Source organism: Pseudoalteromonas sp. A757, assembly GCF_004103285.1.
Classification (GTDB): domain Bacteria; phylum Pseudomonadota; class Gammaproteobacteria; order Enterobacterales; family Alteromonadaceae; genus Pseudoalteromonas; species Pseudoalteromonas galatheae.
The window spans coordinates 46,956-60,621 of the sequence record NZ_QNQN01000067.1 but is presented as its reverse complement, the minus strand read 5'-3'; the positions used below and the strand labels follow the sequence as shown (position 1 = coordinate 60,621).

At 44.2% G+C, this 13,666-nt stretch carries 10 protein-coding genes; 7 read left to right on the top strand and 3 right to left on the bottom strand.

Going from position 1 to position 13,666, the window contains the following annotated elements; genetic code table 11:
* Window positions 1–32 precede the first annotated feature (32 nt).
* The 6 genes from rluD (at window position 33) to DRB05_RS10295 (ending at window position 7,901) form a co-directional block, all read left to right on the top strand.
* Entirely contained in the window at window positions 33–1,010 is a 978-nt protein-coding gene (rluD, locus tag DRB05_RS10320) for a 23S rRNA pseudouridine(1911/1915/1917) synthase RluD (protein ID WP_128726862.1), read from the top strand.
* Between the two features lies 1 nt (window position 1,011).
* Window positions 1,012–1,728 (top strand): peptidoglycan editing factor PgeF, encoded by a 717-nt coding sequence (gene pgeF / locus DRB05_RS10315; RefSeq protein WP_128726861.1) that lies wholly within the window; start codon window positions 1,012–1,014, stop codon window positions 1,726–1,728.
* A gap of 90 nt (window positions 1,729–1,818) precedes the next feature.
* Entirely contained in the window at window positions 1,819–4,392 is a 2,574-nt protein-coding gene (gene clpB, locus DRB05_RS10310; RefSeq protein ID WP_128726860.1) for an ATP-dependent chaperone ClpB, read from the top strand.
* Window positions 4,393–4,520: 128 nt separating this feature from the next.
* Window positions 4,521–5,456, top strand: a complete 936-nt coding sequence (locus DRB05_RS10305) for an NADP-dependent oxidoreductase (RefSeq protein ID WP_128726859.1) — start codon at window positions 4,521–4,523, stop codon at window positions 5,454–5,456.
* Between the two features lie 128 nt (window positions 5,457–5,584).
* Entirely contained in the window at window positions 5,585–7,162 is a 1,578-nt protein-coding gene (gene gshA, locus DRB05_RS10300) for a glutamate--cysteine ligase (RefSeq protein WP_128726858.1), read from the top strand.
* Between the two features lie 130 nt (window positions 7,163–7,292).
* Complete coding sequence (locus DRB05_RS10295; RefSeq protein WP_128726857.1) at window positions 7,293–7,901, top strand: transglycosylase SLT domain-containing protein; 609 nt, start codon at window positions 7,293–7,295, stop codon at window positions 7,899–7,901.
* Between the two features lie 267 nt (window positions 7,902–8,168).
* On the opposite strand, the gene DRB05_RS10290 is transcribed toward DRB05_RS10295, so the two are convergent.
* Both DRB05_RS10290 and ccsA read right to left on the bottom strand, forming a co-directional pair.
* Complete coding sequence (locus DRB05_RS10290) at window positions 8,169–9,431, bottom strand: HlyC/CorC family transporter (protein WP_095727508.1); 1,263 nt, start codon at window positions 9,429–9,431, stop codon at window positions 8,169–8,171.
* A gap of 68 nt (window positions 9,432–9,499) precedes the next feature.
* Window positions 9,500–10,306 carry a cytochrome c biogenesis protein CcsA gene (ccsA, locus tag DRB05_RS10285; RefSeq protein WP_095727509.1) on the bottom strand — a complete coding sequence of 269 codons (807 nt, stop codon included), beginning with the start codon at window positions 10,304–10,306 and terminating at the stop codon, window positions 9,500–9,502.
* Between the two features lie 207 nt (window positions 10,307–10,513).
* Between ccsA and ffh the strand changes: the two genes are divergently transcribed.
* On the top strand, window positions 10,514–11,893 hold the full coding sequence (gene ffh / locus DRB05_RS10280) for a signal recognition particle protein (protein WP_010606686.1): 1,380 nt from the start codon (window positions 10,514–10,516) through the stop codon (window positions 11,891–11,893).
* A gap of 59 nt (window positions 11,894–11,952) precedes the next feature.
* Here the strand turns inward: ffh and DRB05_RS10275 are convergent, their stop codons facing one another.
* On the bottom strand, window positions 11,953–13,611 hold the full coding sequence (locus DRB05_RS10275) for a tannase/feruloyl esterase family alpha/beta hydrolase (protein ID WP_128726856.1): 1,659 nt from the start codon (window positions 13,609–13,611) through the stop codon (window positions 11,953–11,955).
* Between the last annotated feature and the right edge of the window lie 55 nt (window positions 13,612–13,666).

Here is a 13,666-nt window from a genome sequence, read left to right as displayed (position 1 = left end):
GGCTTGCACTGGTAAATTAGGTAAAGTTTCAGATGTCAGAGCAAATTTCCCTCCAAGCGGAGGTTCCAGTCGAACTCGGTGGTAAACGTCTAGACCAAATATTGGCGCAATTGTTCCCGGATTTTTCTCGTTCAAGAATAAAAACTTGGATTCTTGAAGATAAAGTCACCGTAGATGGTGAAGTATTCAACACTCCTCGTGAAAAGTTACTTGGTGGTGAAAGTGTTGCTATCGAGACGGTTATCGAAGCACAACGTGAATACGAAGCGCAAGATATAGAGTTAGATATTGTTTACGAAGATGATGATATTCTTGTGATAAACAAGCCCATGGGGCTGGTGGTTCACCCGGGAGCCGGTAACCCGGATGGCACTGTGTTAAATGCTCTGCTGCACCATCACCCAGAAATCATTAACGTACCTCGTGCTGGTATTGTACATCGTCTAGATAAAGACACGACCGGCCTAATGGTTGTGGCGAAAACCATCCAAGCACAAACGCACTTGGTGAAAAACCTACAGGCCCGTGAAAACTTCACGCGTGAATACGAAGCAGTTTGTAATGGCACGATGACAGCAGGTGGCATGATTGAAAAGCCAATCGGTCGTCACGCAACTAAGCGTACACATATGGCAGTGCATGAGATGGGCAAGCCGGCTATCACTCATTACCGTGTTGCTGAAAAGTTCAGAGCACACACGCGCCTGCGCCTGCGCCTAGAAACCGGTAGAACACACCAAATTCGTGTACATATGGCGTATTTGAATCATCCGTTAATTGGCGACCAGCTCTATGGCGGCCGTCCTCGTCCACCAAGAAATGCGACTCAAGGATTAACCGAACAATTAAGAGAGTTTAAACGTCAGGCATTGCATGCTATAAAACTAAGTATCGCTCACCCAATTACCGGCGAGATGATGACATGGGAAGCGCCTGTGCCTGAAGATATGATTAAGCTGGTGGCAGCGCTTAGAGAAGATACCAAAGAAAACCCGGATTTAACGTTATAAGATGCAACTTGCTCAGTGGCCATTAACCCAATTCGTTGGGACATTATCAACAACGCGCAAAGGCGGTGTTTCAGCACCGCCGTATGATAGCTTTAACCTAGCCTTTCATGTTGGTGATAATGCTGAACATGTAGCCGAAAATCGTCGAATTTTACACGGTTATGTGGCCAACCCGATAGTATGGCTTGAGCAAGTACATGGCGCAGAAGTGGTGGTGGTCGACGAGCAGTTTGAAATCGCGCAGGTCCATCAAGCCGATGCCTTATACACTCGCTTGCGTCAAACACCACTGGCTATCATGACAGCAGACTGCTTACCCATTCTGCTTGCATCAAAAGATGGTGAGGAGGTGGCCGCTATCCATGGTGGTTGGAAGCCTCTTGCAGCTGGAATTATCTCGCAGACACTAGCTAAATTTAACTGTGCTCCTGAAGAGATTTGTGTATGGTTTGGCCCTGCGATTGGGCCTAGTAAATTCGAGGTGGGCGAAGACGTGGTACAGGCTTTTGAGGCGCAACGAAATACGGCATTTGTTGCCAAAAAAGACGGTAAATACTTTGCGGATATTTTCGAGCTTGCAAAGTCGCTATTACGCGAGCAAGGTGTAAAGGATTTTTACGGCGATAAACACTGTACAGTAACTATGTCCGAGCAATACTTTTCCTATCGTAGAGACAAAACAACGGGCCGTATGGCAACTTTGATTTGGCGCAAATAATCAGGGTAAATTATTACTTTTACGCTTGATCTTCGTTCAGTTAATACCCATAAATAAGGTAATTCAATATTTTATATGGGTAAATAAATCATGCGTTTAGATAGATTTACAAGCAAATTTCAAGCTGCGCTTTCTGATGCGCAGTCATTAGCGCTTGGGCGCGATCACCAATTTATTGAACCTGTTCATTTAATGTATGCTTTGCTCCAGCAGAGCGGCTCGAGTGTGCGCGCATTATTAGCACAAGCAGGTGTGAGCGCCGACGAGCTTAATACTAAGTTGTCACAAGCCATTGAAAAGCTATTTAAAGTAGAAGGTGTAGGTGGTGATGTACAGCTTTCAAATAACCTTATTTCACTGATCAATCTGTGTGATAAATATGCACAAAAGCGTAAAGATAAATACATCTCCAGCGAGTTATTTGTTTTTGCTGCATGCGAAGATAAAGGCCCACTAGGCGAGATTTTCAAAGCGCTTAACATCACCCAACCAAAGATTGAGCAAGCCATCAAGGCTATTCGAGGGGGTCAAAAAGTGGATGACCCTAATGCCGAAGACACTCGCCAAGCTCTTGAGAAATTTACCATCGATCTCACTGAGCGTGCTGAGCAAGGCAAGCTTGATCCGGTTATTGGCCGTGACGACGAAATTCGCCGCACTATTCAAGTGCTACAGCGCCGTACTAAAAACAACCCTGTACTTATCGGTGAACCGGGCGTTGGTAAAACTGCCATCGTTGAGGGGCTCGCGCAGCGTATTATCAACGGTGAAGTTCCAGAAGGTTTAAAAAGTAAGCGCGTACTATCGCTAGATATGGGTGCATTGGTGGCTGGAGCAAAATACCGTGGTGAATTCGAAGAGCGCCTAAAGTCGGTATTAAACGAGCTGGCTAAAGAAGAAGGCCAAGTTATTCTCTTTATTGATGAAATCCATACCATGGTGGGGGCGGGCAAAACCGATGGTGCAATGGATGCTGGCAATATGCTAAAACCCGCACTAGCCCGTGGTGAGCTTCACTGTGTGGGGGCGACCACGCTTGATGAGTATCGTCAGTATATTGAAAAGGATGCGGCACTCGAGCGTCGTTTCCAAAAAGTGTTTGTTGCAGAGCCAACCGTAGAGGATACCATCGCGATTCTACGTGGCTTAAAAGAGCGTTACGAGCTGCATCACTCAGTGGATATTACCGATCCCGCGATTGTCGCTGCGGCTAACTTGTCACATCGTTATATCTCAGATCGGCAACTTCCCGATAAAGCTATCGATTTGATAGATGAAGCTGGGTCTTCAATTCGGCTGCAAATTGACTCGAAACCGGAGCAGTTAGACAGACTAGAGCGCCGTATTATCCAACTAAAATTGGAAGATAATGCGCTGGCGAAAGAGAAGGACGAAGCGAGTCAAAAGCGCCGTACTGAGATGCAAACGCTCATCAATGAATTAGAAGCTGAGTATCGAGAGCTTGATGAAGTGTGGAATGCCGAAAAGGCTTCATTGCAAGGCACACAAGTGATTAAGGCTGAGCTTGAGCAAGCGCGCTTAGATCTAGAAGTCGCACGTCGAGCAAGTGACTTGCAACGTATGTCTGAACTACAGTATGGTCGGATCCCTGAGCTTGAGCGAAAACTAGATCTTGCTTCTCAGGCTGAAATGCAGGAAATGAGTCTTTTAAAAAATCAGGTCGGTGAAGATGAAATTGCAGAAATTTTATCTCGCTGGACTGGGATCCCGGTCGCAAAAATGCTTCAAGGTGAGCGTGAAAAGTTACTGCAAATGGAAGACGAGCTTCATAAAAAAGTGATTGGTCAAGACGAAGCCGTTAATGCGGTTGCTAACGCTATCCGTCGCTCAAGAGCGGGGCTTGCAGACCCAAATCGCCCAATTGGTTCGTTCTTGTTCTTAGGTCCAACAGGGGTGGGTAAAACGGAGCTGACCAAAGCGTTAGCCAACTTTATGTTTGATACGGAAGATGCCATGGTGCGCATTGATATGTCCGAATTTATGGAAAAGCACTCAGTTGCGCGCTTGGTTGGTGCTCCTCCTGGCTATGTTGGCTACGAAGAAGGTGGCTATTTGACAGAAGCGGTAAGGCGTCGTCCTTATTCTGTGATTTTGCTTGATGAAGTGGAAAAAGCGCATCCAGATGTATTTAACATCTTATTGCAAGTCTTGGACGATGGTCGCTTGACCGATGGCCAAGGCCGCACGGTTGATTTTAAAAATGCAGTGATCATTATGACCTCGAACTTAGGGTCGGATGTCATTCAAGAGCAAGCAGGAAATAACGACTACGCAGCACTCAAAGAGCGTGTTATGGGCGTGCTGGCTAGTCAGTTTAGACCTGAATTTATTAACCGTATTGATGAAACTGTGGTGTTCCACCCGCTTATCAATGAACATATTAAAGAAATTGCGAGTATCCAGTTAGACAGATTAAGCAAACGTTTAACTGAAAGAGGGTTTGCGCTCGAGCTTAGTGATGCCGCGCTTGATAAAATCGCTGCAAGCGGATTTGATCCTGTATATGGTGCTCGTCCTCTAAAACGAGCAGTGCAACAATACATCGAAAACCCGTTGGCGCAGGACTTGTTACAAGGTAAGTTTGTGACTGGAGATACCATTAAAGTCGGGGTTGTCGACGACCAGATAGTGTTCAATCACTAATATAGCTAAACGCTCTTACAGCCATGCTGTAAGAGCGTTTTTCCTTCCCATACCGTAAATTTCTTCAAACTCCTTACCCTTTCGCGTATTCTACAAAGATACCAAACTGTTTTCTAAGCAAGCTGCATATGATAAATAACTCAACCACTTATGGTATTTACGAATTTGGTGATAGCAATCAGCTGTGTAGTACCACCATTTGTTTGCCAACGCTTACCTCAGGCCAAGTGCTGGTAAAAGTAAGCAGTACCAGTATTAATCCTATTGAAGTGAAAACCAGACAAGGTCTTGGTTATGTTGCAGCGCAAAAAAGCGCAGATGCCTTTTTGCCGCTCGGATATGATCTGTATGGTGAGGTGGTTGAGGTTTATGGCCCAGATAGCCAATTTAAAGTAGGCGACCTTGTCATCGGTATGATTGGATTTGCGAGTAACCCCGGGACCTATAGTGACTATACAGTGGCGCTTGAGTCAGAACTCATCAAGGTTTCTTTGCAAGAAAGTCCAGATATTGCAGGTCTTTGTCTTGCGGGTCTTACGGCAAAACAAGCGTTAGATAAATTCTCTAATCGTGATCGTCCATTATATGTATTGGCACCAACTGGTGGCGTGGGGCATTTAGCAATTCAACTAGCACAGCTCCAAGGGCGAAAAGTTATCGCGGTCTCCACCCGCCCTGAGCACGAATTGTTGTCGAAGCTCAAGGTAACGGCAATAAGTTATGACGAATTTTATCAGCACCAAGTTGAATGCGATTTACTGGACTTAATTGGTGGCGATATTGCATTACAGTGTGTCGACTCGATGAAGCCGGATTCGCACCTGGTGACCATTCCGAGCGTCACCAAAGAAATCGTCTGTGAGCGAGCCACGACAAGGGATGTAAGGGCTGAAGGTATGTTGGTTGCGAGTAATTTAGACGATCTTAAATATTTGTATCAGGCGTACCAAGCTGGCAAAATCAGCATCAACGTAAGTCATTACTTTGCGATGGCGGATATTGCGCAGGCTCATCACTGTATGGAAAGTGGTAAGCATGTTGGCAAAGTTATTATTAAGGCCTAAGTGTACTAAAAGTAGCCATATTTAAATTGATTGCTCGGTTTAAATCACTCATTTGATGAATACACTTGGTATAATTTGGTTTCGACCCCATAAACTTGAAATTGGCCTGTAGGTTCGAGGAAGAATTTTTGAAACAATTAGACTTAAACACTAAGCTGGACTTTTTGTCTGACGGCGCGCATCGCGGCGTTTTCAAAGGTATCAAAAGAGGTATCGAACGTGAGGCATTACGGATCCAAGGGTCGGGAAAAATAGCGAAAACACCGCATCCAGAAAATACGGGCCATGCACTGACCAATGGTCATATTACCACTGATTTTTCTGAGTCGCTGCTCGAATTTATTACACCAGTGAGTGAAGATCCACAAGAGACATTAGCGCAACTTTCTGATCTACAGAAATTTACGTTGGCTAACATGGGTGATGAGTTACTGTGGCCTTTGTCGATGCCATGCTTTATTGAGGACGAAGAAGATATTGTCCTAGCGCAGTTTGGCACTTCTAATATCGGCAAAATGAAAACGCTATATCGTGAAGGGCTAAAAAATCGCTATGGTAGTATGATGCAGGCCATTGCGGGTGTGCACTTCAATATTTCGTTTCCAGAGACCGTATGGCAAAGCCTGCAAGTGATGTCTGAAGACGATAAACCTCAGCAATCATTTATCTCCCAACAGTATTTAGGCCTTATTCGTAACTTCAAGCGTGAAATGTGGCTGATAAGCTACCTGTTTGGCGCATCTCCTGCGCTTTGTCCGTCATTTTTGCAAGGCAAAAAGAGCGACTTGCCATTTAGTAAGCTAGAAAATGGCTCTATATACCTTGAATATGGCACCGCACTTAGACTGGGTGATTTAGGTTATACCAATAGCGCACAAAGTTCGCTTAAGGTGATGTATAACGATCTGGATGAGTATATTGCGGGCTTGCGACAAGCCATTCGTTGCCGCTCCGACTTATATCATGAAATTCCAGACTATCGAGCGGCAGAGCCAAAACAGCTGAATCGCAACATTTTACAGATTGAAAACGAGTTCTACTCGCCAATTAGACCAAAACGTAATGCCAAGTCTGGTGAAACCCCGACTCAGGCACTTGAACGTGGTGGTATTGAGTACATCGAAATTCGTGCGCTGGATGTTAACCCATTCGAGCATACTGGTGTGAGTCTTGAGCAAATCCACTTCCTAGATGTGTTCTTAACCTATTGTTTGTTAAAGCCAAGCCCTGAACTCTCGTTTGATGCGCAAAAGCTCGCTGGTAAGAATTTACATCAGGTGGTTAATCAAGGTCGCTGTACAGCACTTGAACTGAGTAAAGCGGGTGAGCCTGTGAGTGTGAAACAGTGGGGCACTGAGATTTTTACAGACTTACTTAAAGTTGCAAAAATGTTAGATGGGAGTACAGAAAAATCAGTCTATGTGGCAACAGTGGAAAAATTAATGTTGGCAATTGAAACGCCTGCACTTACTTTTTCTGGGCAGTTGCTATCTCAGCTGAAGAGTCGTACCTTAGAACAAGGTTCAATGGGCATTGAACTAGCGAACAAATATAAGCAGCTTCATCAAGATATCAAATACGGCTATTACGATGAAGATACGCTGAAGTCATTTGCACGTCAGTCTTTTGAAGATGAGGCAGCGGTTAGAGCGGCTGATTCTGTAGACTTCACTGCTTTCCTTGACGATTATTTTTCAAGGGCATAATGCACAAGGCATAAAAAAGCGCAGCCATAAGGCTGCGCAAATAAATTTCAGGGATGAAACAATGCTAAACTGCTGCATTCATAAGTTCAGACCAATGCAAATTGTAAAAGTTCATTAGGTTTCGAAAAAAATGCAAAAAAAATTAATTTTAATTAGTCTCGTCGCTGTTTTATCCGGATGTGCTACCGCACCACCTAAACAACCTCATGATATTTGTAAGATTTTTGAGGAAAAAGAAGATTGGTATTATGACGCTCGTGATGCTCAAGATAAATGGGGCTCACCAAAGCATGTACTGATGAGCATGATGTACCAAGAAAGCTCTTTTCGTCACGATGCGGCGCCTCCAATGGAATATTTCCTATGGTTTATTCCTGTTGGCAGAGTGAGCTCTGCTTATGGTTACTCTCAAGCCAAAACTCCGACCTGGTCTGATTATATTCGTGAAACTGGAAACTCAGGTGCAGATCGCGATGACTTTGAAGACGCCATCGATTTTATGGCTTGGTTCGTATACAAAACTCACAAGGTAAACGGCGTGTCGAAATGGGACGCTTACGCACAATACCTCAATTATCATGAAGGTTGGGGCGGTTATCGTCGTGGTACATATAAGAATAAGAAATGGTTAATGCAAGTCGCAAATAAGGTAAAGCATCGTGCTGCGCGCTATGCCGTTCAACTTAAACGCTGTGAAGATGATTTAGATAAGAACTGGTTCGAGAGAATTTTTTCTTGAGTAAATTGCGGTGTTACTTTCAACACCGCAATTGAGTTTAGAGTTTAGCTTTTACTCGCTTAAGAGTTATACCAATTAGTCTTAATACTTGCTCAATTTGAAGGATCAAATCTGACGCTAACTGCGTCAAAAATTTCTCATTTAGAACAACTAAATAGTAAAATTTTTGCCTTGCCTATATGGATGTAGGTACCTTGGCGATAGCAGGACGCGGTAGCGGTGTTATCGACAAGATTTTCTTGCCTCAAAATAGACCACTTAATCAAGCTAATTGGTAGTAGAAGATATTTTCACCATCTTGATCATGTTTTCTTTGATCTCAATGACTTCCATCTTATAACCAGAAATCGTTAAGCCAAGAGGCGCATCTGGAATATCTTCAAGGTGCTCTACAATCAGACCGCTGAGAGTTTTAGGACCTTCGGTAGGTAAGTCCCAACTCATTTCTTTATTTAAGTCACGCACGTTTACACTGCCGTCAACCATAACTGAGCCATCACGCTGCATATTTACGTCTTCACTCGGCGCACGCGTCTGCGTGGTGGTAAAGTCACCAACGACTTCTTCAAGAATGTCTTCAAGCGTAACCAGACCTTGAATGTCACCATACTCGTCAACAACAAGACCAATACGTTCTTTGGCTTCTTGGAATTTGATCAGCTGTGTATTGAGTGAGGTATTCTCTGGCACATAGTAAATCTCTCTTACCGCACGTAGTAGTGACGGCTTATCAAACTGCTCTTTTGTTAGCAGGCGTAACGCATCACGAGCATGGATAAAACCAACCGCGTCATCAATTTGGTCACGGTAAAGTAGCACTCGGGTGTGCTGTGCATTCGTGAGCTGGCGAGCAATATCTTTCCACTCGTCATTGATATCTATCGCATTGATTTCACTACGTGGGATCATAATGTCTTCTACGGTCACGTGATCCAAGTCTAAGATAGAAGTGAGCATGTTTTGGTGGTTTGAGGGCAACATAGCGCTTGACTCATTTACCACGGTTTTTAATTCTTCTTTACTTAGGCTGTGCTCCTCAATCTCTTGTGGTGTGATCCCAACCAAACGCAACATACCATTGGTGATCCAGTTAGTCGCGACAACTAAAGGAAACAAGACCTTCAACAATACTTTTAGGATTACAGAGCTTGGGAAAGCGACTTTCTCAGGATATAAAGCCGCAAGAGTTTTAGGTGTGACTTCAGCGAAGATCAGGACCACGAGTGTGAGACCAAAGGTAGCAACTGCGATACCCATATCGCCATACAAACGTAATCCGATGATAGTTGCAACTTGCGCAGCGGCAATATTAACGAGGTTATTTCCGATCAGGATCAGGCCAATTAGTCTGTCAGGACGGTTAAGGAGGTTACTTACACGCTTCGCACCACGGTGATTTTCTTTTTCAAGATGGCGTAGACGAATACGGTTGATTGACATGATACCGGTTTCTGAACTAGAAAAATAAGCCGACATCAAAATGAGCACGCCGAGTATGATAAACAAGGCGCTGGTCGATATGTCTTCCAACAGTGGATCCCTTTTTTACTTACGAAAGAGTATTAAGCGTTAGTGAGTTACGATAGTCAAGTTAAAGTTTAAAACCTGCCTAAAATCACTTCTTGTATAAAGCGACTGCCAAAGTAACCTAAAGTCACGATGCCAGAAGCCGCTATGATGGAAATCACCACAGACTTACCGCGCCAGCCAAACTGCCTATGCCCGAAGGCGACGACGACATAGATAAGCCATGCAACGATAGATAAAATGGTTTTGTGAATAGTCTCTTTAGCGAACATACCGTCTAAAAAGTAAAAACCGGATGCCAATGCCAGCGTTAATAAACCTGTGCCTACAAATAACAGCTGATAAAGCTGCCTTTCTACTTGCATAAGTGGCGGTAGATGGCTGGTCATAATCGCCAAATCCCGTTGTTTTAAGCGTTTATCAATAAACATAAATTGAATGGCGTAGAGCGTGGCGATGATAAGTACGCAGTAAGCCAACAAAGAAAGTGAAATATGCAAAACGAGACCAACATCTATGTTTATTGTATGCATAATAATGTGGTGTGGAATAAACAGGCTTGCCAATAACAAAATGGCGGCAAAGCCATACACCACAGGCAGCAATAGTGTTGCAGGGAAGCGTAAAGATACGGTCGTTACGGAAACAACGATAACCCAACAGGTTAACAAGGCAACGTTGACGGTACTGAGATCTTGTCCTTGGTGCGTAAACACTGAATTCACCAACACTAGCATATGAGTCAAAATGGCGACAGTGCTTAATATTAATGTTTTCTTTTGATCTGGACCTTGTTTGTCAAATAAGCGCGATAAAACATGGCTGGTGGCCATGATGTAAAAGAGACAGGCGATTAATGACAAGCTAATAATCAACATAAAAATAAGTGCCTAATTTTTGCTTTCCTTTTTTAGCTATTGTATTTAAAGCCTCTGCGCTTGCATAGGGTTTTATTTCAATCCGTTAACTTATTCTTATTTTCGTTCAACGAAAGCGTAAAAAGCAGAACAATCTGCTTGAATACTGTATTAGTAGCTCGCATATCAGTATAATGCCCGACAATTTCGAGATTTTGGAACCGATACATGTTTGAAAACCTCCAAGAGCGTTTAGGAAAAACGCTTAAAAACATCAGTGGCCGTGGCCGACTAACTGAAGACAATATTAAAGAAACACTCCGTGAAGTACGCATGGCATTGCTTGAGGCTGACGTTGCCTTGCCGGTTGTGCGCGACTTTGTAAAACAAGTAAAAGAACGCGCGGTTGGTGTAGAAGTCACAAAGAGTCTGAGCCCAGGCCAGGTTTTCATCAAGATTGTTCGTGAAGAACTTGAAAAGTCGATGGGTGAGGCCAACGAAGAGCTGAACCTAAACGCGCAGCCGCCAGCTGTCGTCATGATGGCAGGTCTGCAAGGTGCGGGTAAAACCACCAGTGTTGGTAAGCTGGCTAAATTCCTTAAAGAGCGCAAAAAGAAATCTGTATTGGTGGTAAGTGCTGACGTTTATCGTCCAGCGGCTATCAAACAGCTTGAAACGTTAGCCGCTGAAGTTGACGTCGAGTTTTTCCCCAGTGATATTTCACAAAAACCGGTAGATATCGCAACGGGTGCTATTTCTCACGCGAAGAAAAAGTTCATTGATGTGGTGCTTGTGGATACCGCTGGTCGTTTGCACGTAGATGCAGACATGATGGACGAAATCAAAGATTTACACGCGGCGATTGACCCAATCGAAACCTTATTTGTCGTTGACTCAATGACAGGTCAGGATGCTGCAAATACAGCAAAAGCGTTCGATGAAGCGCTGCCACTCAGCGGTGTTATCTTAACTAAAACGGATGGTGATGCGCGCGGTGGTGCGGCGTTGTCTATTCGTCATATTACCGGTAAACCCATTAAGTTTATCGGTGTGGGTGAAAGAACGGATGCCTTAGAGCCATTCCACCCTGACCGTGTTGCATCTCGAATTCTCGGTATGGGCGATGTACTGTCGCTTATTGAAGAAGTCGAAATGAAAGTCGATAAAGACAAAGCCCAAAAAGTGGCTGAGAAGGTCTTTAAAGGCGATGGTTTTACACTGGAAGATTTTGCTGAGCAGCTGCGCCAGATGAAAAACATGGGCGGTATGATGTCAATGATGGAAAAGCTGCCTGGTATGTCAAACTTGCCGGATGCAGTAAAAGGTCAAGTAAATGATAAGACCTTTAACCAAATGGAAGCCATCATAAGCTCAATGACGCCAAAAGAGCGTGCACGTCCTGAAATCATCAAAGGCTCGCGTAAAAAGCGTATCGCTGCGGGTTCTGGTACGCAAGTACAAGACATTAATAAGTTGCTGAAGCAATTTACCCAAATGCAGAAGATGATGAAAAAGATGAAAGGCAAAGGCGGCATGATGAAAATGATGAAGAACATGAAAGGCATGATGCCGCCGGGCATGTTCGGTGGCGGTGGGCCTAAGTTCTAACACCGTTTTATAGTTTTTATAATGTGAAGGCAAGCCTTGGGGCTTGCCTTTTTGTTTACTTAGTTATTCTTAAAATTGGGCACTATTGGCCTAAAGTTTTCTGCTTTTTTAGGGTCGCCTGTACCAATGTACTGGGCTTCTTGTGGATAAGGGTAAACAGGGCGAGTGAAAAGAATATTGCCCTGCGGATCTTCTTTTTGTGTCATAAGCGCATCCGGGGCGTTACCGGTATCAAGCCAATGCACTAGCGCTGCGATGGCATCAAAGGTTTCAGCGCCAGGTCCCTCGATACCACAATGCACTAATCCTGGTGGCAAGAATAGCCGAGCAAAGTCGTAGGTGTTGTCTTTACCCATATAATTGATAACTGACTCATACCAATCAATAGTTGCATATGCGGGTATTGCAGCGTCTGACCATCCATGTAATACAATCATTTTGCCACCGCTATTTTTAAATCCAGTGAGATCAGGGTGATCGGCGTCCATAAAGCTTGAGATAGGTGAAAGCTCGCCAACCTCATTGTTATAAGAAAAGTCTCTCCAGTTGCCTTGATTGTATCTTTCTCGAGGAAAAGCCAAGTACTTTAAATACTCGGTTGCAGCATAATAGTGATAAGGCTTGATAAACGGTGCTTCAGGAAACAGCCAGCCTGTCCATTCAGGTTCGGAGCCATAGGGGAGGCCGCCATAAATAACGTTGCCTTGTTGATCGTAGGATGGTGCATATATTTCCTTAATTGCGTTGACTTGGCGAGGAGTCAGGCATGTACCCGTGGTGTTGTCGCTGCACAGGAGTGTTTGGGGGTCAAAATCGCAGCGTCTAGGATCGCTTATTAATCCATCAACTAAGCCATCTTTATAGTCACAAGCTTGCATGACGGCCTGCGAAATAAAGTCAGTATAGCTTGCATCGAGCAGTGCGTTATCGTTTTCATCCAAAATAGCTTTTGCATTATCCATGCAGTTGATTAGGTTGACTTTGGTGTAATTAATCGTCGGCCCTCTGGCAATCACGCCATCAAAATCATTTGGGTAACGCTTTGCGGCCATTATCCCAGCATGACCTCCCTTCGAACAACCCGATATAAATGAGTACGTAAGTTGTTTACTATAAAAGCGCTCAATAACCGCTTTTGCTGCAACAGCAACCACATGGTTCGATCGGTAGGCAAAGTCCTCCCTTAATGGCACATTGTTTTTAGCCCACAAACCATCGAATCCGGCTGCAGTATGGCCGCCATCATGAGACATGGTCGCGTAATTGCGCATAACTCCAGCCATCGTCGGGTAGTTGGATACTTCGCCACAAAAACCCATACAGGCATTGAGGAGGAAACGTTGGTTCCAAACTTGATCCATTGGCAACCTAAGCTGAAAACGTATCGTCGGTGCAGCATAGCCTTCAACCAAACAGTGCTCAGGTAAAGAGTTTGTTCCTTTTGGTACAGGCGCACCTAATAGGCGACTATACTTATATGTCCAGAGTTCGGTGTCGGCATCTAGGGTTTGGCTTGGTACATATTCTGCGTTGGTGATACTCATTGCAGCATTACCTTGCTCTAGCTGCGAGAAGTCACCAAAACGTAACAGTTTACAAGCCGTTATTTCTTCATTGCTTGCTGCCAGTGTTGAAGGAGCAACGAGCGTAAAAGAGATGAGTGGTATACTTAGGAATAGGTGTTTAATTGAACGTTTTGCTTTCCACATTTGGTTCATATGTGTGCTCTCCTTATAATGAAACAACAGGGGGGCGACTTTCCAGTAGTGCTGA